The sequence below is a fragment of the Corynebacterium mycetoides genome, from assembly GCF_900103625.1.
GTDB classification, from domain to species: Bacteria; Actinomycetota; Actinomycetes; order Mycobacteriales; family Mycobacteriaceae; genus Corynebacterium; species Corynebacterium mycetoides.
In genome coordinates this window covers 803,470-823,262 of record NZ_LT629700.1, presented here as the reverse complement: position 1 = coordinate 823,262, position 19,793 = coordinate 803,470, and the positions used below count along the sequence as shown (strand labels likewise).

The 19,793-nt window shown below is 68.3% G+C and carries 18 protein-coding genes; 10 read left to right on the top strand and 8 right to left on the bottom strand.

Going from position 1 to position 19,793, the window contains the following annotated elements; genetic code table 11:
• Positions 1–27: 27 nt before the first annotated feature.
• The 3 genes from ispG to map all read left to right on the top strand — a co-directional run bounded on the left by ispG (position 28) and on the right by map (position 4,015).
• Positions 28–1,191 (top strand): flavodoxin-dependent (E)-4-hydroxy-3-methylbut-2-enyl-diphosphate synthase, encoded by a 1,164-nt coding sequence (gene ispG, locus BLS40_RS04045; RefSeq protein ID WP_092149115.1) that lies wholly within the window; start codon positions 28–30, stop codon positions 1,189–1,191.
• A 61-nt stretch (positions 1,192–1,252) separates the two neighbouring features.
• On the top strand, positions 1,253–3,079 hold the full coding sequence (locus tag BLS40_RS04040) for a penicillin-binding transpeptidase domain-containing protein (RefSeq protein ID WP_092149112.1): 1,827 nt from the start codon (positions 1,253–1,255) through the stop codon (positions 3,077–3,079).
• 33 nt (positions 3,080–3,112) lie between these two features.
• Positions 3,113–4,015 carry a type I methionyl aminopeptidase gene (gene map, locus BLS40_RS04035; RefSeq protein WP_092149109.1) on the top strand — a complete coding sequence of 301 codons (903 nt, stop codon included), beginning with the start codon at positions 3,113–3,115 and terminating at the stop codon, positions 4,013–4,015.
• A gap of 94 nt (positions 4,016–4,109) precedes the next feature.
• On the opposite strand, the gene BLS40_RS04030 is transcribed toward map, so the two are convergent.
• From BLS40_RS04030 to BLS40_RS04015, 4 genes are all read right to left on the bottom strand, one after another.
• The gene (locus tag BLS40_RS04030; protein WP_092149106.1) at positions 4,110–4,553 is read right to left on the bottom strand and encodes a hypothetical protein; all 444 of its coding nucleotides are present in this window, start codon (positions 4,551–4,553) and stop codon (positions 4,110–4,112) included.
• Between the two features lie 51 nt (positions 4,554–4,604).
• Positions 4,605–5,066 (bottom strand): hypothetical protein, encoded by a 462-nt coding sequence (locus BLS40_RS10940; protein WP_157672438.1) that lies wholly within the window; start codon positions 5,064–5,066, stop codon positions 4,605–4,607.
• A gap of 307 nt (positions 5,067–5,373) precedes the next feature.
• On the bottom strand, positions 5,374–6,762 hold the full coding sequence (mtr, locus tag BLS40_RS04020) for a mycothione reductase (protein ID WP_092149103.1): 1,389 nt from the start codon (positions 6,760–6,762) through the stop codon (positions 5,374–5,376).
• Positions 6,763–6,826: 64 nt separating this feature from the next.
• A complete protein-coding gene (locus BLS40_RS04015) occupies positions 6,827–7,888 on the bottom strand; it encodes an alpha/beta hydrolase (protein WP_092149100.1) in 1,062 nt (353 codons plus the stop codon).
• A 212-nt stretch (positions 7,889–8,100) separates the two neighbouring features.
• Between BLS40_RS04015 and mqo the strand changes: the two genes are divergently transcribed.
• A complete protein-coding gene (gene mqo / locus BLS40_RS04010) occupies positions 8,101–9,603 on the top strand; it encodes a malate dehydrogenase (quinone) (protein WP_092149097.1) in 1,503 nt (500 codons plus the stop codon).
• A 15-nt stretch (positions 9,604–9,618) separates the two neighbouring features.
• Here mqo and BLS40_RS04005 read toward each other — a convergent pair whose 3' ends face one another.
• On the bottom strand, positions 9,619–10,761 hold the full coding sequence (locus tag BLS40_RS04005) for a protein adenylyltransferase SelO family protein (protein ID WP_092149094.1): 1,143 nt from the start codon (positions 10,759–10,761) through the stop codon (positions 9,619–9,621).
• Between the two features lie 24 nt (positions 10,762–10,785).
• On the opposite strand from BLS40_RS04005, the gene cobA reads away from it, so the two are divergent.
• Together cobA and BLS40_RS03995 are read left to right on the top strand one after the other, a co-directional pair.
• Positions 10,786–11,523 carry a uroporphyrinogen-III C-methyltransferase gene (cobA, locus tag BLS40_RS04000; RefSeq protein WP_092149091.1) on the top strand — a complete coding sequence of 246 codons (738 nt, stop codon included), beginning with the start codon at positions 10,786–10,788 and terminating at the stop codon, positions 11,521–11,523.
• On the top strand, positions 11,510–12,463 hold the full coding sequence (locus BLS40_RS03995; RefSeq protein ID WP_092149088.1) for a class I SAM-dependent methyltransferase: 954 nt from the start codon (positions 11,510–11,512) through the stop codon (positions 12,461–12,463). The genes cobA and BLS40_RS03995 overlap by 14 nt, the downstream gene beginning before the upstream one ends.
• On the opposite strand, the gene BLS40_RS03990 is transcribed toward BLS40_RS03995, so the two are convergent.
• Positions 12,456–13,574, bottom strand: coding sequence for an ATP-binding protein (locus tag BLS40_RS03990; protein ID WP_092149085.1), 1,119 nt, complete (start codon positions 13,572–13,574; stop codon positions 12,456–12,458). The two genes, BLS40_RS03995 and BLS40_RS03990, sit on opposite strands and share 8 nt — an antisense overlap.
• A 258-nt stretch (positions 13,575–13,832) precedes the next feature.
• Here BLS40_RS03990 and BLS40_RS03985 point away from each other — a divergent pair, with 258 nt between their 5' ends.
• Complete coding sequence (locus BLS40_RS03985) at positions 13,833–14,768, top strand: DUF559 domain-containing protein (protein ID WP_231908513.1); 936 nt, start codon at positions 13,833–13,835, stop codon at positions 14,766–14,768.
• Here the strand turns inward: BLS40_RS03985 and yaaA are convergent.
• Positions 14,747–15,460: a peroxide stress protein YaaA gene (gene yaaA, locus BLS40_RS03980; RefSeq protein ID WP_092149082.1), complete on the bottom strand. Its 714-nt coding sequence runs from the start codon at positions 15,458–15,460 to the stop codon at positions 14,747–14,749. The genes BLS40_RS03985 and yaaA overlap by 22 nt on opposite strands.
• Before the next feature lie 31 nt (positions 15,461–15,491).
• Between yaaA and BLS40_RS03975 the strand changes: the two genes are divergently transcribed.
• Positions 15,492–17,273 carry a proline--tRNA ligase gene (locus BLS40_RS03975; RefSeq protein WP_092152144.1) on the top strand — a complete coding sequence of 594 codons (1,782 nt, stop codon included), beginning with the start codon at positions 15,492–15,494 and terminating at the stop codon, positions 17,271–17,273.
• 31 nt (positions 17,274–17,304) lie between these two features.
• Here BLS40_RS03975 and BLS40_RS03970 read toward each other — a convergent pair whose 3' ends face one another.
• Entirely contained in the window at positions 17,305–18,114 is an 810-nt protein-coding gene (locus BLS40_RS03970) for a DUF4439 domain-containing protein (protein ID WP_231908512.1), read from the bottom strand.
• Positions 18,115–18,145: 31 nt separating this feature from the next.
• Between BLS40_RS03970 and rimP the strand changes: the two genes are divergently transcribed.
• Both rimP and nusA read left to right on the top strand, forming a co-directional pair.
• Positions 18,146–18,682 (top strand): ribosome maturation factor RimP, encoded by a 537-nt coding sequence (gene rimP / locus BLS40_RS03965; RefSeq protein ID WP_092149079.1) that lies wholly within the window; start codon positions 18,146–18,148, stop codon positions 18,680–18,682.
• Positions 18,683–18,692: 10 nt separating this feature from the next.
• On the top strand, positions 18,693–19,727 hold the full coding sequence (nusA, locus tag BLS40_RS03960; protein WP_092149076.1) for a transcription termination factor NusA: 1,035 nt from the start codon (positions 18,693–18,695) through the stop codon (positions 19,725–19,727).
• The last annotated feature ends 66 nt before the right edge of the window (positions 19,728–19,793 follow it).

Here is a 19,793-nt window from a genome sequence, read left to right as displayed (position 1 = left end):
TGGCCGGCGGTGCTAGAGTTAGCGAGCATGAGTGTCCCTATCGGTTTAGGTATCCCTGAAGGTCCGCCTCCCACGCTTGCGCCGCGGCGCAAGACCCGCCAGCTGATGGTGGGCAACGTTGGCGTGGGATCCGATTACCCGATTTCCGTGCAGTCGATGACCACAACCAAGACGCACGACATCAACGCCACGCTGCAGCAGATCGCCCAGCTAGCCACCACCGGCTGCGACATCGTGCGCGTCGCCTGCCCGAAGACGGTCGACGCAGAGGCGTTGCCGGCGATCGCCGCGAAGTCGCCCATCCCCGTCATCGCGGACATCCACTTCCAGCCGAAGTACATCTTCGCCGCCATCGACGCCGGCTGCGCCGCGGTGCGCGTGAACCCGGGCAACATCAAGGAGTTTGACGGCCGGGTCAAAGAGGTGGCCAAGGCCGCGGGCGACGCGGGCATTCCGATCCGCATCGGCGTCAACGGCGGCTCCCTGGACAAGCGCCTGATGGAGAAGTACGGCAAGGCCACCCCGGAGGCCCTGGTGGAGTCCGCCGTGTACGAAGCCGGGCTGTTTGAGGAGTACGGCTACGGCGACATCGCGATTTCCGTGAAGCACTCCGACCCGGTGGTCATGGTCGAGGCGTACCGCCAGCTCGCTGAGGTGACGGACTACCCGCTGCACCTCGGGGTGACCGAGGCGGGCCCGCTGATGATGGGCACGATCAAGTCCTCCGTCGCGTTCGGCGCGCTGCTCTCGCAGGGCATCGGCGACACCATCCGCGTCTCGCTGTCGGCGGATCCGGTGGAGGAGATCAAGGTGGGTGACCAGATCCTGCAGTCCATGAACCTGCGTCCCCGCAAACTCGAGATCGTGTCCTGCCCGTCGTGCGGGCGCGCGCAGGTGGACGTCTACACCTTGGCCGAGGAGGTCACCGCCGGCCTGGAAGGCATGGAGTTCCCGCTGCGTGTCGCGGTGATGGGCTGCGTGGTCAACGGTCCGGGCGAGGCGCGCGACGCCGACCTCGGTGTCGCCTCCGGCAACGGCAAGGGCCAGATCTTCGTCAAGGGCGAGGTAGTGGAGACGGTCCCGGAGTCGAAGATTGTGGAGACGCTCATCAGCCACGCCATGCGCATCGCCGAGGAGGAGGGCCTCGAGGAGATCGCCGGCGCCAAGGCAGAGGTCAAGATCACACACTAGACTCGACCAGCCAATAGAGTGGCAGCGTCGGGGCGACTACCGGCGCTGCTATTTTCTGTGCATGAAACGCGTCGTCCTCCTCGTGGCTCTCCTGTGCGCCGGCGGTCTCGCCGCCTGCACTCCGCGCCCGAATGACGCCGAACCCGCCGCGGCCGCGTTCCTGGAGGCCGTCGAGACGCAGGATTACGACACGCTCGCCTCGCTTGTCGACGACCCCGCCGGCGCCACCTCGTCCATCCGCGCTACCTGGGACGGCCTGCAGGCGGAGGCTGCGACGCTGGAGCTGGCAGACGTCAGCCAGCAGGACAACCTCGCCACCGCCACCTACACCGTCTCCTGGCAGCTCCCGCGGGACCGCAGTTTCTCCTACGAGGCCACCGCGACACTGACCCAGACAAACGGGGAGTGGACCGTGCGCTGGCAGCCCGCCGTGATGAACCCGCGCCTGGGCGCCGGCCAGCACCTGGAGCTGCGCAGCGAGCCCGCGGACAAGGCCAGCGTGGTCTCCTCCGACGGGGTCGAGTTGCTCAAGCCGGGGGTGGCCTACCGGGTGCTCGTGGACACCACCCAGGTCCGCAACGCCCGTGACACCGCCTCGCGCGTCGCCGCGGCGCTGGCCCGGGCGCACGCCGCCGACGAGTCGGTGCCGGTCCGGGACGCGGAGGAGGTGGCGAGGGCGCTCGAGGGGGCGTCGGGAAGCTACTCGGTGGCCCTCATCCCCGCGGCCGCGCAGGGCGCATTCCAGGAGGCGCTTGGCGACGCCCCCGAGGTGCGCCTGAACGAGGAAGCCGCGATGGTCAACGCTGATCCCGGCTTCGCCCCGGACATCATGGCACGCGTTGGCGAGCTGGTCCGCGACGACCTGGAGGGCACCGCCGGCTGGAACGTCAGCGTGGTCAACGCCAACGGCAACGCGCTCGAGGAGCTCACTGGCGAGCAGGCGGAGCCCTCCCCGGCGATCCACATCAGCCTGGACCACGCGGTGCAGCTGGCGGCGGAGAAGGCCTTGGAGCCGATCGCCGGGCAGGAGGCGATGCTGGTGGCCATCAGGCCGTCGACAGGCGGGATCCTCGCCGTGGCGCAGACGCCCGCTGCGGACAAGCAGGGCAACATCGCCACGATGGGCCAGTACCCGCCGGGTTCGACGTTCAAGATCATCACCAGCGCCGCCGGTCTGCAGCTGCGCGGGCTCAACCCGGGCAGCATCGTGCCGTGCCCGGGGACGATGAACCTGTACGGGCGAGTGGTGACCAACTACGCCGGCTTCGCCCTCGGCAGCGTCCCGCTCGAGACCGCGTTCGCGCGCTCGTGCAACACGACCTTCGCGGACATCTCGACGCAGCTGGAGCCGGGGCAGCTGAGGGACGTCGGCAAGCAGTTCGGGCTGGGCATCGACCTGACAATCCCCGGCCTGGATACCGTGACAGGCTCGATCCCCGTCGGGGAGGAGCCGCTCGACCGCACCGAGGCCGGCTACGGCCAGGGCCACGACCTGGCGAGCCCCTTCGGCATGGCGCTGGTCTCCGCCACCGCGGCCCACGGCTCGATGCCGGTGCCCTTCCTCATCGAGGGGCAGAAGACCGAGATGACGGAGCCCGCCGCGGCGCCGCCGCCCGAGGTCATCGGGCAGCTGCAGCAGCTGATGGCTGCGGTTACGGCGCCCGGCGGCACCGCGGCCGGGATGAGCGCCGGGGGAGACATCCGCGGCAAGACGGGCGAGGCGGAGATCAACGGGGGATCGCACGCCTGGTTCACCGGCTACCGCGCCGACGACGACATCGCCTTCGCCACCCTCATCGTCCTCGGCGGGGGCTCGGAGGCCGCCGTGGCGGTGACGGACAGGATGTTCGTCAACCTCGACCAGGCGCGCAACCCGGGAGGGGAGTGAGGGGGCCGCGGCGACGGGGCTAGCATGTCCTCTATGAGTAGAAGAGGATTGCTAACGCCCGGAAAGCCCACCCCCGTCCGCACCGTCCCGGAGGACATCGAGCGCCCGGAGTACGCGTGGAAGGAGGACGTGCAGGAAAACATCGGCGAGCCCTTCGTCCAGACCCCGGAGACGATCGAGAGGATGCGCGAGGCGTCCAAGATCGCGGCGAACGCCCTTGCTGTTGCGGGCGCGGCCGTCAAGCCCGGCGTGACCACGGACGAGGTGGACCGCGTCGCGCACGAGTACATGCTCGACCACGGCGCCTACCCCTCTACGCTGGGCTACCGTGATTACCCGAAGTCGTGCTGCGTCTCGCTCAACGAGATCGTCTGCCACGGCATTCCGGACACGACGGTGATCGAGGAGGGTGACATCGTGAACATCGACGTCACCGCCTACAAGAACGGGGTGCACGGTGACACCAACGCCACCTTCCTCGCCGGGGAGGTCGAGCAGCGCCACCGCGAGCTCGTGGAGCGCACCTACCAGGCGATGATGCGGGGCATCAAGGCGGCGAAGCCGGGTCGCGAGATCAACGTCATCGGCCGCGTCATCGAGTCCTACGCCAGGCGCTTCGGCTACAACGTGGTCACTGACTTCACCGGCCACGGCGTCGGCCCCACCTTCCACAACGGCCTGGTGGTGCTGCACTACGACTCCGACGCCTACCGCGACGTCCTCGAGCCGGGCATGACCCTGACCATCGAGCCCATGATCAACCTGGGCGCCCTGCCGTACCGCATCTGGGACGACGACTGGACGGTGCAGAACCTCGACGGCGAGTACACCGCCCAGTTCGAGCACACCATCGTCATCACGGAGACGGGCAACGAGATCCTCACGGTCCCCGACGCCGCAGTCGCTTCCGGCATGCTCATGCTTGGCGACGCCTAACCTGCCGCCACCCCGGGCACGCGAAACGGCCCTCCCGCTCGATGCGGGAGGGCCGTTAATCGCTTGTCAGCTCAGGGAGCCTGCGCGCGGACTTTTAGAGGTTAATCCAGCCGTTGTAGGAAGCCCAGTTGAAGCCGGCGATGACCAAGCCGGCGAGCGAGCCGATGGCGGCGATGACGGTGCCGTCGATCCAGTAGCGGGCCCACTGCGGCATGTTGTCGGAGTTGGTCTCCTTGCCCAAGGCGTCGACGCCGAAGAAGAGCTTGTCGGTGTCGTTGAAGAACTGAGAGGAGCCCTGGCCGTTGAGCAGGCCCCGGACGCCGTCGGAGACGACCTCGCCGAAGTCCTTGTCACCCTCCTTCTCACCAGCGAAGATGGCGGAGTTCTCGCCCTCCTTGGCCTGGCCCGGCTCGCCGATCTGGGTGGCGGGCTCCTTCGCGTCGGGGGAGGTCTCAGCGGCGGTGGCGGTGGCGACGCCGCCGAGGGCGACGGTCAGGGCGGTGGCGGTAGCGACAGCTGCGGTGCGGAAGTTACGCATTGATGTGCCTTCTTTCGAAAAGATGGGGTTGGTGGTGCGGATTTCCGCTGGTTACGCGGCGAAGGGGCCGTGGACGAAGAAGTTGTAGGCCGGGCCGACAATGAGGCCGACGATCGCGGAGACGCTGGTGAAGATGGTGGTCACGTAGAGCAGCTTCGCCCAAGGCGCGATGTTGTCCCAGTTCTCCTTGGAGGAGCCGAAGAGGTCGCGACCGTCGAGGCCGTTCGGTTTGCCCTCGTCGTCGAAGGCACCCAGGCGCTTGCCAATCTTGGAGGACAGGGACGGCTCGGTGGCGGCCTCGCCCTCGGGGGAGCCGGCGTCCTCGCCCTCGGAGGAGCCGGCGTCCTCGTTCTCGGAGGAGCCGGCGTCCTTGTCGTCGCCGGAGCCCTGCTGCTCGTTGGAGGAACCGGTGTCCGGCTGCGGATCCTCGGCGGCGGTGGCGACGGAAGCGGAGCCCAATGCGAGGGCGACGGCGGTGGCGCCGGCGAGGGCTGCCTTACGGAAATTACGCATGAGACGAAATCCTTCTCTTTGATTGGTTGCGAGACGTCCGGGCGGGCTTCGGGAAACTCCCCTGGGGGTGTAGACCGATGTCGTGCCGTTTCCGGCGATTTCCCGGTGTCGCTAAGGAACGATAACGGAACCTTTCGGTTTTTGCACAAGAACCTGGCAATAAAATGCAAAGAAGCTACGCTAGCCCATAAATTTGGCTATTGCCGAGGGCCCGCGCTTCGTTACACGCCGGCCGTCTCACGTGGGAAAACGCTGCGCGCGAACGCAATTCAAAGCGTTTATATGTCGCCCCCGGAAAGGGGGGGGGCTACACCTCCGGAAACTTCAAGTCCAGCCCCAGGATCGCGTTCTCGGTCACTTCGGGAAGCGCCGGGTGGATCCAGTACTGCCCTCGCGCCGCGGTGCGCAGATCGATGTCGTAGGCGAGGAAGGTGATCATCTGCTGGATCAGCGTCGGCGCCTGCGGGCCCATGTAGTGCGCCCCGAGCAGCTTGCCGCTGGCCTTGTCGGCGACGAGCTTGACAATGCCGGTCGTGTCCTCGAGCCCCCAGCCGTACGCCACGTCGCCGTAGTTTTGGATCTTCGTGGTGACGTCGTACCCGGCCTCGACGGCCTGCGCTTCCGTCATCCCCACCGTGGCAATCTGCGGGTGCGTGAACACCGCGAACGGAACATGCTTGTGGGGCATCGGGACCATCGCGTCGGGGTGGAGGATGTTGTGGCGCACGGCGCGGGTCTCGGCGTTGGCCACGTGCTTGAGCTGGAAGGGCGACGATACGTCGCCCAGCGCCCACACCCCGTCAGCCGTGGTGCGGCCGAACTCGTCGACCTTCACCCGGGCGCCGTCCATCTCGATGCCCGCCGCCTCGAGGTTCAGGCGGTCGCCGTTCGGGATGCGCCCCGTGGCGACGAGAACTTTTTCCGACGTCACGGTGGAGCCGTCGTCAAGCGTGAGCGTGACGGAGTCCTCATCGCCGTGCGCCGAGGTCACCGTGCGGCCCTTGTGCACCTCGTAGGTGGCGTCCGCGATGTCGTTGAAGGCGCTGGTGATGTCGGCGTCGAGCGAGCGCAGGAACGGGGAGCGGCTGACCAGCCGGACCTTCGTGCTCAGCGAGTTGAAGATGTGGGCGAACTCCATGGCGATGAACCCGCCGCCGACGATGGTGAGGCTCTCCGGCTGGCGCTGAAGGCGCATGATGTCGTCGCTGGTGTGCACAGGCACGTCGGCGGTCCAGTCGGGGAGGAACGGGCGAGCGCCCGCCGCGATGACGATGGTGTCGCCCGTGATCGTCTTCTCCGCGTCGCCCTGGCCGGTCTTCAATGTCGTCGGGCCGACGAACGTGGCGTGGCGGTCGTAGACATCCACGTTCGGGCTGCCCTCGCCGCGCCGGTATTCCTCCCCGCCGGTGGCGATCACGTCAATGCGGTCGTCAAAGATGCGCTGGGTGATGGCCGGCCAGTCGGCACCGTTGAACTGCGTATCCACGCCGAGTCGCTGTGCATGGGCGGCATCGAAAGCGGAGTTCGCGGCGACCACGAACATCTTCGTCGGGATGCACCCCACGTTCATGCAGGTCCCGCCGAACTTCCCTTCCTCGACGATGGCGATCGACCAGTCGTCGAGCTCCGGGGTGGGTATCGAATTGCCTGAACCGGCTCCAACGATGATCAGGTCGTAGTGGGCGTCGACGGTCATGAATCCTCCAAGTTGGGAATTTTTGCTTAACGACGCCCACGTTAGCCCCAACTCAGCCGCGGCGTCAGTGCCGCTCGACCTGCCCCTCTGTCTGCTCCTCGAGCCAGGCGTCCACGGCGGCGAACGCGGCCTCGCGGGCGTGGCGCTCGGACAGGAAGACGTCGTGACGCGCGCCGTCGATGACCTCGACCTCGGAATCGCTGCTCAAGGTCGGGGCCCAGCGGCGGATCTGGTCAACGTCGAGGACGGTGTCCGCGGTATCCGCGGCGGGCGAGTAGGGCTTGGACAGGTAGGAGTGCGAGGACACGAGTGTCAGCATGGGCACGCCGGTGTCCACCTCGCCGGCGTGCACCGGCTTCTGGCCCTCGAACACCGCGCGCAGCCAGCCGACGTACTTGCCGTGGCCCTCGACGGGCTTCCACTCCGTGTTGAAGTCCCACTCGCCGTGTTCGGTGGACGAAATGGACTCGCCGTAGGCGCTCAGCCCGCCCACGGGGATGGGCAGCCGGGGGAAGCGCTTGCCCAGGAAACCGACGACGGGGCGCGTGACGGCGACCGCCGGGCGCGGGAACTGCATGTCAAGCCACGGGCTGTTCAGGATGATTCCACTGATTTTGCTGTGCGCCTCGGGCGCCTTGCTCCGCAAGTCGTCGGCCCACAGCGGCACGATGAGCCCCCCGGTGGAGTGGGCGAGGGGGATGAGCGTGCCGTGGCGGGAGCTGATGATGTCGAGGCTGCGCGAGAGCTCCGGGAAGTAGTGGGAGAGGTCCGTGGTGTAGTGGTACGGCTCGCCGGAACGGTGGGCGCGGCCGCACCTGCGCAGGTCGAGGGCGTAAAACGGGTAGCCCTTGCTTACGTAGTGGCGCGCCACGTGCGCCTGGAAGAAGTAGTCGGACATGCCGTGGACCCACAGCAGGGCCGGCTTGCCCGTGGGCGCGTCCGGCAGGGCGCGCACCAGGACGGCGCGGTTGGTTCCGCTGTCGGCCCTTTTGCCGCTGTCGTCGCCGTCGGGGGCGAGTGTGAGAGTTACGGACTCAAAACCGTCGCCGAGGACGTCGTCCGACCACTCAAGCGAGTCATACTCATCGGAGGAGGGGGAGGAGCTTGCACCGGGTTTCGTCGTCATGGCACCGATACTAGGCCGTTTCGGGCGCAGATACGGTCGAAACAGTGTGCCCGGCCACTCATTTACCGTCGATTGGAGCGGGTCACGTTACCAGTTGGATAAACGTTAAGCGTAGGCTAGTCACCCAAGCCGGAATTGTGCATGTGATTCCGGGGACCTTCACGTGAGCGTCGAGCCCGCCCCACTGACTAAATATCGAAGAGGATGAACGGATGTCTGAACAAGGCAACAAGAGGTTTAGCGATGAAGCGGATGTCCTGCTCATCGGAGCCGGAATCATGAGCGCGACCCTGGGTGCCATGCTGCGCCAGCTGGAGCCCAGCTGGACCCAGGTTGTCTACGAACGCCTGGATGGCCCCGCGCAGGAGTCGTCCTACGCGTTGAACAACGCCGGCACCGGCCACTCCGCCCTGTGCGAGCTGAACTACACCCCGGAGAAGAAGGGCAAGATCGACGTCTCCAAGGCAATGGCGATCAACGAGAAGTTCCAGCTCTCCCGCCAGTTCTGGACCCACCAGATCGGCAGGGGCGTGCTCGAGAACCCGGGGAATTTCATCAACCGCGTGCCTCACGTTTCCTTCGCCCAGGGCGAGGAGCAGATCGACTACCTGCGCCGCCGCTACGACATCCTGTCGGCCAACCACATGTTCCCGGAGATGCACTTCACCCGTGACCCCCAGGAGTTCTCCGACAAGCTGCCGCTGATGGCCAAGGGCCGCGACTTTGCCGAGGAGCCGGTCGCCATCTCGTGGACCGACACCGGCACCGACATCAACTACGGCGCGCTGACCAAGCAGTTCCTGGAGGACGCGCAGCGCCAGGGCACCGTCGTCCGCTACGGCCACGAGGTTGTCAACATCAAGCGGGCAGGCAAGTTCTGGGAGGTCACAGTCCGCAACGTCCACACGGGCGACAAGCAGGTCACTCGCGCCCGCTTCGTCTTCGTGGGCGCCGGCGGCTACGCGCTTGACCTCCTGGGCAAGGCCGGGGTCCCGGAGGTGCGCGGGTACGCGGGCTTCCCGATTTCGGGCATGTGGCTGCGCACCACCAACCAGGAGCTGGTGCAGCAGCACCAGGCCAAGGTGTACGGCAAGGCGAAGGTGGGCGCCCCGCCGATGTCGGTGCCGCACCTGGACCTGCGCGTGATCGACGGCGAGCAGTCCCTCCTGTTCGGCCCCTACGGCGGCTGGAGCCCGAAGTTCCTGAAGAAGGGCAGCTACCTCGACCTGTTCAAGTCCATCCGCCCGGACAACCTGACCTCTTACCTCGGCGTCGCCGCCACGAACCTCGGCCTGGTCAAGTACCTCGTGGAAGAGGTGTTCAAGGACTTCGACGGTCGCCTCGATGTGCTGCGCGAGTACTACCCGGAGGCGGACGGCAAGGATTGGGAGACCGTCGTCGCCGGCCAGCGCGTCCAGGTGATCAAGCCCGCCGGCGCGCCGACGTTCGGCTCACTCGAGTTCGGCACCGCGCTGGTCAACGATCAGGACGGCACCATCGCCGGCATCCTGGGCGCCTCCCCGGGAGCGTCGATTACCCCGGCTGCGATGCTCGAGCTGCTGGAGCGCTGCTTCGGCGAGCACATGATCGATTGGGCCGATACCCTGCACGAGATGTTCCCCACCTACGGCACCTCGCTCAAGCGCGACGCCAATGCGTACAACGAGCAGTGGGAGACCACCCAGAAGGCTCTGGGCCTGGTCGACGCACAGTAGCGGCAGTAACTCCGGCTACGTCCCGCAGTAGGTGATAAACGGGGCGTCGCCCTCGGGCTGCGCCATCCACTCCGGGCCGGCCCCGGGGTTGTACGGGTCCGTCACCGCGGCGAGCAGCTCGAAGTAGCGCGCGAAGTCGCCGTCGCGCTCGGCGGCGGTGATGGCGCGCTGCAGCATCTGGTTGCGGGGCATGAATACCAGCTCCGAGGCCAGCGCGTCCGCCGACGCCTCCCAGTGGTGGTTCCAGCGGGCTTGCACTGTGCCCAGAATGGAGCGCGCCTCGTCCTCGCTCAGCAAGGGCAGGAGCGCCTCGGCCAGGCGGGTGAGGTTCCAGGCGATGATGTTGGGCTGGTTGCCGAAGGCGTAGCGCCCCGCGGAATCGATGGAGGAGTACACCGCGTCGGCGCGCAGCGTCTCGGTGAACGCGCAGGGGCCGTAGTCGATGGTCTCGCCCGTGAGCGTGGTGTTGTCGGTGTTCATTACCCCGTGGATGAACCCGAGGCGGGTCCACCGTGCCACAAGCGCCAGCTGGCGCTCCATGACCTCCGCCAGCAGCTCCGCCGCGGTGGAAAAGCCCGCGGCCGCAACCACCTTGGCCACGAGGTCGGGCGAGCGCGTCGCGGCGTACTGGACGCTGCCCACGCGCAGATGTGAGGTGGCCACGCGCGCGAGCACCCCGCCGGGCACGTACCCCTGCTGGCGCAGGACCCGCTCGCCGGTGCCGATAACGGCCAGGGAGCGCGTGGTGGGGACCCCTGCGGCGTGCATGAATTCGCTGACCAGGTACTCGCGCAGCATCGGCCCGATCGCGCCGCGGCCGTCCGTCCCCGGCCGGGAGTAGGGGGTCAGCCCGGACCCCTTGAGCTGGATCTCGCGCCCGGCGATGTCCCCGAGCAGGAGCGCGCGGCCGTCGCCAAGCACGGGCACGAACTGCCCGAACTGGTGCCCGGCGTAGGCGGTGGCGTGACCGCCCGCGGAGCCGGCGAGCCAGGCGGTTCCCTCGTCCGTGCGCAGCCACTGCGGGTCGAGGCCGAGCTCGCGCGCCAGGGGCTCGTTGAGCACAACCAGGCGAGGCTGCGGGAAATCGGCGGCGCGCGCGGGCGCGGCCATCTCGGGCAGGTCGCGAGCAAACGACTGGGCGAGCGTGGGCGCGTTCATGACCCCACCCTAGACTTAAACGCCATGAGCTACGGAACCGTGACACTCGTCGGCGGCGGGCCCGGCGACTGGGACCTGCTGACCATCCGCGGGCTGCGCGCGCTTCAGGCCTCCGATGTCATCCTCACTGACCACCTGGGCCCCGCGTCGCAGCTCCCGGAGTTCCTCGACCTCGACGGCAAGGAGCTCATCGACGTCTCCAAGCTGCCCTACGGCAGGCAGGTCGCCCAGGAGCGCATCAACGAGCTCATCGTCACCCACGCGCTGGCGGGACGCAGGGTCGTGCGGCTCAAGGGCGGCGACCCGTTCGTGTTCGGTCGCGGTTTCGAGGAGGTGCAGGCGTGCGCGGCCGCGGGCGTCGCCTGCGAGGTCGTGCCGGGTGTGACCAGCGCGATCTCCGTGCCGGCGGCCGCAGGCATCCCGGTGACCCAGCGGGGGCTGACCCACGCGTTCACCGTCGTCTCCGGCCACCTCGCGCCCTCGCACCCGGCGTCGCTGGTGGACTGGCCCGCGCTCGCCCGGATCGGCGGCACCATCGTGGTCATCATGGGCGTGCGCCACGTCCGGGCGATCACCGCCGCGCTTATCGACGCCTCCCTTGCGCCCACCACCCCTGCAGCCGTCATCCAGGAAGGCGAGACCGCCTCGCAGCGCGCGTTTTACTGTGACCTGGGCAACCTGGCTGACGTGACGGAGGCCAACAACGTCGCCTCGCCCGCCGTGTACGTCATCGGGGAGGTGGCCGCCCTTGCGCGCCCTTGACGCACTGATACTCTCGCAGGCCGACCTCGACGCTGCGCAGACGGTTCTGGTGTGCGCCGACCCCACCGGCGACCTGCTCGCCGCCGCGCTGGAGACGGGCAACGACGTGGCGTTCCTGGACCCGGATTACGCCCGCTGCCAGGTCGCGGCCTCCGCGGGGGCGCGCGTCGCCGGCGACACCCGCCTCGATGTCTTCCTCGCGGGCTCGGCCGGTTCGGCCGTGGCGGTGGGCGAGATGCCGAAGTCCCTGGCCCGGCTCGACTACGTCGCGCGCGCAATCGCCGGCGCGGGTTTCGACGATGCCACCGTGGTGTTCGGTGCGAACAACAAGCACCTCTCACGCTCGATGAACACGGTGCTGGCCCAGTCCTTCGGCTCCGTGGCCGCCTCTCTGGGCCGCGGAAAGTTCCGCTGCCTGGTGGCCACGCAACCGCAGCCGGTGGCCTACGCGCCCACGGAGGTGGGCGGCCTCGTCGCCTTCGGCGGGGTCTTCTCCGGCGCGAAGCCGGACCCCGGCGGCGAGCTGCTGCGCTCCGCGCTGCCCGCCGAGCTGGGCCGCTTCCTCGACCTCGGCTGCGGCAACGGGTCCGTCTCCCGGGGACTGTCCGGCGACATCACCGCAACGGACTCGGATGCCGACGCTGTGCTCTCCGCCCGCGCCATCGGGCTGCACTGCACGTGGGATGACGCCGGCTCGCGGTTCGCTGACGCCTCCTTCGACACCATCGCGCTCAACCCGCCCTTCCACGACGGCACGACCATCGACGTGACCCTGGTGGGCGGCCTCCTCGACGCCTCCCAGCGCCTCCTCGCCCCCGGCGGCAGTCTCTACCTCGTGCACAACTCCCACCTGCGCTACCGGGGCGAGGTGGAGCGCCGCTTCGCCCGCGTCGCGCAGGTCGCGCGCGACCGCACGTTCACCGTCCTGCGCGCTAGCTGATCCGCCGCGGGCGCTGCTGGTTGCGCAGGTACTCGCCCAGGTACGGCTGCGCGAAACTCACCTCGCCCCACCCCGCGGGAACGATGAGGTCACGCTCGATCAGCTTGGCGCGGGTATCTGACATGCTTGTCGACGCCCTGTCCAACGCCACCCCCAAGTCCTTACTACTAATCCTGCTGCTACCCGTCTGGTACTCAATGTGCGCCATCGCGTCGAGGTACTCGCGCTGCCGCGGCGGGACGTCGCGTAGCGACGGCTGGTGCACCTGCGTCCCCAGCCGCGCCACCGCCTCGTCGCGCACCGCCTCCACCGCGTCGAGATCGATCGGCCCGTCCGCCGCCTCCCACGCGAGGTAGCCGATCAGCTGCACGAGGTAGGGGTAGCCCTGCGAGACCCGGCTCGCCGCCTGCGCCGCGGTGAGGACGAACTCCCGGCCGGCGTCGTGGGCTGTCTGGGTGAGCGTCGTGGTGGCGTCGTCAAGCGTGAGCGGGCCCAGCTCATAGTGGCGCGCCCGGCGCAGGAACGTCGCGCCCGGCAAATCCAGCAGCCTGTTCACACCCTGGGTCAGCCCCGCCATGGCAAGCGCGATGTCGGCGTCGTCGCGGACAAGGTCCTGGTAGGCCACCGCGATCTGGGTGAGCTCGTCCGGGTCGGCGTCCTGGATCTCGTCGATGGTGATGAGCACGCCGGCGCCGCGCAGCGCGCCGAGGAGCTCGTGCAGGCGGGTGACCAGCCGCGGCGTGGAGTCCTTTTCCGTCAGCTCGCTGCGCACTCCGCCGAGGCCGGCGATGTTGATGCCGGTGAGTTTGCGGTCTCCGCCGGGCTGGACGCGCTCGATGGCCTCGGGGATGGCCGAGTTGGTGAGCGTCTCCGCCATGCCTTCGCGCCCGGACGCCCGAACGACGATCCACCCCTGGCGCTTGGCCACGTCCTCGAGCTCCGTTAGCAGCACTGTCTTGCCAATGCCGCGCGAACCGGAGATGATGACGCTGCGGTGTGGGTCGCCCGGGCCGTTGTCTAGGGCGCGGCGGAACTCCTCGATGACGGCTTCGCGGCCCGCCCAGACCCGCGGGCTGGCGCCGAAGGTGGGGCGGAACGGGTTCTTGTTCATGGCCTGCAGCCTACGCGATTGATAAATTGATAAGCGGGCGCGGTTGATAAATTGATAAATGAGGTGGCCGGCGCGTCGGTGCGGCCGTCGTCACGCATGCCCCATTCTCCAGAGTGGGACATCCGGGAGGGGATATATCGCCGTCATGAAAGGTGGTATCAAAACGGAATGGCGAACTATCCCCTTTGGGACGTCCCACTCTGGCCGGAACACGGCCACACAAGGAACCCGGCGCGCCGCCGAGGGGTCTAAACGTCCATGGGAGTTGATCGCAGAAATCAGGTGGACGTGGCGCACGAACAAGCGCGGCGGTGGGGGCTCGCGGAACGCATCGTCGATACGCGCGCGGCCACGCACGGTGATCACGAGGTCTGGGACGCAATCGCCGATGGGGCGCTGACGGCGCTGTCGAAGCAACTGTTCTATCCCACGGCCGAGTGGGCAGCCCTGCCCAACCACGAGCGGCGGTTCCTCGAGGCGGTCGCGGCCTGCAGAAACACCCGGGTTCCTGTGCTGGTGGGGAGATCAGCCGCGCGCGTCGGGGGGATGTGGGTGCTGCCGCTGACCGACGAGAAAGTCGAGCTCGCCGGGTTGAAAGGAAACCTCGCGCCCTCGGTGCGGGCGAACCCGAACTACGCGCTGCGGAGGTTCCGGCTCACGCCGCGCGAGACGTACGAACTCAACGGGGTGCGCGCGACCCGTCTGACCAGAACGGCCATTGACATCGCGCGCAGCCACGGGTTCTGCGAGGGGCTCGTGGCCTTTGACTGGCTTCTTCGCGCGGGCGTGGACAAGACGTCGATACGCAGCGAAATCAGGCGGATGGGCAGGTTCAAGGGGGCGCCGGTGGCGCGGATGTGTCTCAAGCACGCCACGGAGCTGTCGGAATCGCCGTACGAGAGTTACGCTCGGGCGCTGCTCATCGAGGCCGGGTTCGCGCCGGTGCCGCAGTTCGGGGTGGGCCACTACAGAGCGGACCTGTCGGTAGGGGAGCGGGTTCTCATCGAGATCGACGGGGACGTCAAGTATGCCGAGGACACCGCGGCGCGGATCAAGAAGGAGAACGACAGGAAGAAGCGCATCGAGAACCAGGGATACGCGGTCCTGCGCTACCGCCCCGGGTTCCTCCACAACAACCCGCGCGCCTTTGTGCAGGAGGTTCAGGCCGCGCTTCACACCACCAGGGTGAGCTGATGCCCGTCGACTTCCACGGCGAGACCGGCGCCGCGCGCAACGTCGGCGACGCCGTCTACCGAGGACACCTCCGGGCCCGACGCCAACACGCGGGCGAGCTCGCCTTTGTAGTGTTTGTTGAAGTGGCTGACGACTGCGCGCGAGCCGTCGGCAAGCACGGATTCCACCCGCACCGTCACCGCGTCGGGCACGCGCCCGAGCTGGGCGTACGTGCCGGAGCGCAAGTCGACCACGAACGGATCGGCGGACAGGACGGAGGTAATCAGGGAACCCCAGCGCGCCTTCATCGTCGGCAGCGAGCCGTCGGCGGCGGGCACCTTGGAGCCGCCGGAGAGCCGGTAGCGGGGGATGAGGTCGCCCGCCCGCACGACCCCGAACAGAGCAGAGCCCACGGCGAGCCGCGACAGTGCGTCGGCGGGCAGGGTGGCGGGGGAGAGGGCGTCGTAGAGCACGCCGGTGTAGCGCAGAATCGCCGGCATGACGGGAGCATCCCGCAAAACCAGGTTCTCCCGCGCCTCCTCGGTCTTGGAGGCGGGCAACTTCAAGGAGGACATCATGGTGGGCAGAGGCAGCGCCGCGAGGTCGTCGATAAGCGAGGCGCGGACACGATCGAGCTGGGGAAACGAGAGCTCCATGGGCGACAAAGACCCGCCGGGCGCCTTGGTTTCGGACGGTGGCAGCACGATCAACATGCCGAACACCTTAGGCGATATGATGTTCCGCATGATCACACGCCTGACCGAGCTTTTCCTGCGCACGCTGCGCGAAGACCCCGCCGATGCCGAGGTGCCCAGCCACAAGCTGCTGGTCCGCGCGGGGTACGTGCGCCGCGCCGCGCCGGGCGTGTATTCCTGGCTGCCGCTGGGTCTGCGCACCCTGCGCAAGATCGAGGGCGTAGTGCGCGAGGAGATGGACGCGATGGGCGCCCAGGAGCTTCTCTTCCCGGCGCTGCTGCCGCGCGAGCCCTACGAGCAGACCAACCGCTGGACCGAGTACGGCGACGACCTGTTCCGCCTCAAGGACCGCAAGGGCGCGGACATGCTGCTCGGACCGACGCACGAGGAGATGTTCACCACCACGGTGAAGTCGATGTTCTCCTCCTACAAGGACTTCCCGGTCACGCTCTACCAGATCCAGACCAAGTACCGCGACGAGGCCCGCCCGCGCGCGGGCATCCTGCGCGGCCGCGAGTTTGTGATGAAGGATTCCTACTCCTTCGACATGACCGACGCGGGGCTCGCAGAGTCCTACGCCAAGCACCGCGCGGCCTACCAGCGGATTTTTGACCGCGTGGGCATCCGCTACGAGATTTGCCAGGCCACCTCGGGCGCGATGGGCGGCTCCGCCTCGGAGGAGTTCCTCGCGTACTCCGACAACGGCGAGGACACCTTCGTCATTTCCTCGGCGGGGGACTACGCCGCCAACGTCGAGGCCGTGGTCACCGTCGCCCCCTCGGCGAAGCCGATTGACGGCCAGCCGGAGGCGCGCGTGTACGAGACGCCGCAGTCCGAGACCATCGAGGCGCTGGTCAACTGGGCCAACAGCGAGGGCCTGCTTGTCGACGGCCGCCCCGTCACCGCCGCCGACACCCTGAAGTGCATGGTGGTCAAGGTCGACGACCCGCGGGTGCTCGACGACGACGGCCAGCCCGTCGGCCCGCGCCTGGCAGGTGTATTGATCCCGGGCGACCGCGAGCTGGACGAGAAGCGCCTCGAGGCCTCCCTCGCCCCGGCGACCTTCGAGCTGGCGAGCGAGGAGGACTTCAAGAACTCCGCTTTCTTGGTCAAGGGGTATGTCGGCCCCCGCGCGCTGATCGCCAACGGGGTGCCGGTGTACGCCGACCCGCGCGTCGTGGACGGCTCCGCCTGGATCACGGGCGCGGACGAGAGCCAGCGCCACGTCGTCGGGCTCGTCGCCGGACGCGATTTCACCGTGGACGGGTTCGTGGAGGCGGCCGAGGTCCGCGAGGGGGATCCGTCGCCAAGCGGCAACGGCACCGTCAAGCTCGCGCGCGGCATCGAGCTGGGCCACATCTTCCAGCTCGGCCGCAAGTACACCGAGGCGATGGACGTGCAGATTCTCGACGAAAGCGGCAAGCGCGCCGTGCCCACGATGGGTTCCTACGGCATCGGCATCTCGCGGATGATGGCGGTTGTCGCCGAGCAGCGCCACGACGACAAGGGCCTAGTGTGGCCCGTCGCCATCGCCCCGTACCAGGTGCATGTCGTGGTGGCGAACAAGGACGCCGCGGCACTGGAGGCCGGCGAGAAGCTCGTCGCCCAGCTGGACGACGCGGGCCTCGAGGTACTTTTCGACGACCGCCCGAAGATGTCGCCGGGGGTCAAGTTCAAGGACGCCGAACTCCTGGGCATGCCGTTTGTGGTGGTGCTCGGGCGCTCGTTTGGCGATGGCATCGTGGAGCTGCGCATCCGGGGCGGCGAGACGCTTGAGGTGCCGGCGGAGCAGATCGTGGCGACGGTGCGCGAGCTGGTCGCGGCGGGCTAGCCCAGAATTGGGCGCGGCTTTAAGCGCGGCCTTAGGCGCGCTGCGCGTGGGCGGCGAGCCCGATGGCAGCGTCGCGCCACTGCCTCCCCTCGGCGTCCGCCGCCGCGCTGCGCCACTGCGCGAGAAGGTCCGCGTTCAGGCGATCCACGAACTCGGCGGCGGATGGGGAGTCGGCAACCGACGCGGAATCGGCGACCTCGTAGCCGGGCAGCGGGGCGGGCACGTCGCCGGTGGGCTCGAGCGCGACCAGCAGGGACGTGCGGCGGGCGTCGGATGCGTCGCGCAGCGCGTCGACACGCGCGATGAGCGGCTCGTCGGCCCACGCCGTGGCTAGGCCGAGACCGTACTCGAAGGCGTACTCCTGCTCGAGCATGTGGCGCGCGGAGGCGAGGTCCGGCGCGGGGGCGTCGCCGAGCGCGAGCCCGCCCAGGTCCACGGGTTCCAAGGCTACGGTGTCCACGGCCTGGGCGACTGCGAGGTCGACGGACTCCGGCGGCAGTTTGTCGGCGGCCGCGACCGTGTGCGAGCGCACCTGCGCGACGAGCTCGCCCGCATCGCGCGCCCCGGCCGGCAGCTCCGCGCCGTCGAGGGACACGTCGCAGGGGGAGGGGAGATTGCCGGCCGGGTCGGTGCCGCACAGGCGCGCGGCCTCGGCGACGAGCTCACCCGCGTGGGTCGAGCGCAGGGACTGCGCCGCGGGGTCGCCAGCAAGCGAGGCCTCGTCGGCGCTGGCCTGCCGCGCCAAAGCCATGACCTCGCCGTTCGCGCGCGGGCCGACGACATCCATCACGGAACACGACGTGAGGACGCAGGCGCTCAGCACAACGAACAGTCTTTTCACGCCGAAAACGCTACACGATAGGGTTGACACCATGGCATTTCCTTCCGTCGAAAACCTCACCCGCCTGATCGAGCCCGTCGCCGCCGCCTACGGGATGGACGTCGAGGGCGTCCGGGCCGTTCCCGCGGGCAAGAAGTCGCAGGTCGTCGTGGCCCTCGACTCGGACACCCGCCCGAGCCTGGACGAGCTCGAGCAGGTGAGCAACGAGCTCAGCGCGCTTTTCGACGCCCAGGAGGACGCGGGGGAGATGAATTTCGGCGCCGGATACACCCTCGAGGTGACCACCCCCGGCGTGGACCTGCCCCTGACGGCGCCGCGCCACTGGCGCCGCAACCGCGGCCGGGCCGTGGTACTCGGCGAGCAGAAGTACAGGATCGGCGCGCTGGATCCGGCGGAGGAGGGCGTGATCCTCATTCCCTCCGGTGCGAAAAACCCGCGGCCCGAGGTGCACGCGGTTTCGTCCTTGGGGCGCGCGGTGGTAGATATTGAATTCAACACACCACCGGCTGCCGAGATGGAGCTGGCGGATCTGACGTTCGACGAGGCCGCCCAGCGCGCGGCCGAATGAAAGGCAACAAGTGAATATTGACCTCAACGCTTTGAAGGCGATTTCGGCACAGCACGGAATCGCGGTCAATGACCTGCTCGAGACCATCGCCAGCGCAGTGCTGCGGGCGTACCGCGACTACCGTGAGGCGCCGCCGGCCGAAACCGAGAGGGCGCGGGTGGACATCGACACCGAGACGGGCGACGTCGCGGTGATCGTCAGCGAGCTGGGTGCCGACGGCGCCGTCCAGTCCGAGTACGACGACACCCCGGTCAACTTCTCCCGCATCGGGGCGCCTGCGGTGCTTGATGCGATCAAGCGGCGGGTGCGCGAAGCGGAGGCGGGCCGCGCGTTCACGGAGTACGCCGAGTACGAGGGCCAGGTCGTCTCCGGCGTAGTGCAGCGCGACGCCACCGCGGAGTCGCGCGGTCTCATCGTCGTGGAGCTCGGCACCGAGGCCGACCCCCAGGACGGAATCCTGCTTCCCGCGGAGCAAATCCCGGGAGAGAAGCTGACCCACGGTGACCGCGTCAAGGCGTACGTCGTGGGCGTGACTAAGAATGACGCGAAGGTGCAGATCAACCTCTCGCGCACCCACCCTGAGCTCGTCCGCGGCCTGTTCGCGCTCGAGGTGCCCGAGGTTGCCGACGGCACCGTGGAGATCGTCGCTATCGCCCGCGAGGCGGGGCACCGCTCGAAGGTGGCCGTCAAGGCCACCGTCAAGGGTGTCAACGCCAAGGGCGCCTGCATCGGGCCGCGGGGTGCGCGGGTGACCAACATCATGGAGCAGCTCGGCGGGGAGAAGATCGATATCATCGACTACTCCGACGATCCGTCCAAGTACGTGGGCAACTCGCTGGCACCGTCCAAGGTGGTGCGCGTGGAGGTCCTCGACGCCGAGGCGCAGGCTGCCCGTGTCACGGTGCCGGACTACCAGCTCTCGCTCGCCATCGGCAAGGAGGGGCAAAACGCCCGGTTGGCGGCCCGCCTGACCGGGTGGAAGATTGACATTCACTCCGATGCCGACGGCGCCGAGACGCCCGAGGAGAGAACCGGCGAGGCGTAGAGAAGGAACATGTGTGCGGGCGTGAGTACAAATCCCGCCCGTTTTGGCGTAAGGTTAACTACGGCT

Excerpts from the sequence above, each read along its gene's own strand:
- BLS40_RS04015 (WP_092149100.1), bottom strand. The coding sequence starts at position 7,888 with ATGACGACGAAACCCGGTGCAAGCTCCTCCCCCTCCTCCGATGAGTAT.
- map (WP_092149109.1), top strand. The coding sequence starts at position 3,113 with ATGAGTAGAAGAGGATTGCTAACGCCCGGAAAGCCCACCCCCGTCCGC.
- BLS40_RS04005 (WP_092149094.1), bottom strand. The coding sequence starts at position 10,761 with ATGAACGCGCCCACGCTCGCCCAGTCGTTTGCTCGCGACCTGCCCGAG.
- BLS40_RS03975 (WP_092152144.1), top strand. The coding sequence starts at position 15,492 with ATGATCACACGCCTGACCGAGCTTTTCCTGCGCACGCTGCGCGAAGAC.
- BLS40_RS03990 (WP_092149085.1), bottom strand. The coding sequence starts at position 13,574 with ATGAACAAGAACCCGTTCCGCCCCACCTTCGGCGCCAGCCCGCGGGTC.
- mtr (WP_092149103.1), bottom strand. The coding sequence starts at position 6,762 with ATGACCGTCGACGCCCACTACGACCTGATCATCGTTGGAGCCGGTTCA.
- BLS40_RS04030 (WP_092149106.1), bottom strand. The coding sequence starts at position 4,553 with ATGCGTAACTTCCGCACCGCAGCTGTCGCTACCGCCACCGCCCTGACC.
- cobA (WP_092149091.1), top strand. The coding sequence starts at position 10,786 with ATGAGCTACGGAACCGTGACACTCGTCGGCGGCGGGCCCGGCGACTGG.
- BLS40_RS04040 (WP_092149112.1), top strand. The coding sequence starts at position 1,253 with ATGAAACGCGTCGTCCTCCTCGTGGCTCTCCTGTGCGCCGGCGGTCTC.
- ispG (WP_092149115.1), top strand. The coding sequence starts at position 28 with ATGAGTGTCCCTATCGGTTTAGGTATCCCTGAAGGTCCGCCTCCCACG.
- BLS40_RS03985 (WP_231908513.1), top strand. The coding sequence starts at position 13,833 with ATGGGAGTTGATCGCAGAAATCAGGTGGACGTGGCGCACGAACAAGCG.
- yaaA (WP_092149082.1), bottom strand. The coding sequence starts at position 15,460 with ATGTTGATCGTGCTGCCACCGTCCGAAACCAAGGCGCCCGGCGGGTCT.
- mqo (WP_092149097.1), top strand. The coding sequence starts at position 8,101 with ATGTCTGAACAAGGCAACAAGAGGTTTAGCGATGAAGCGGATGTCCTG.
- BLS40_RS10940 (WP_157672438.1), bottom strand. The coding sequence starts at position 5,066 with ATGCGTAATTTCCGTAAGGCAGCCCTCGCCGGCGCCACCGCCGTCGCC.
- rimP (WP_092149079.1), top strand. The coding sequence starts at position 18,146 with ATGGCATTTCCTTCCGTCGAAAACCTCACCCGCCTGATCGAGCCCGTC.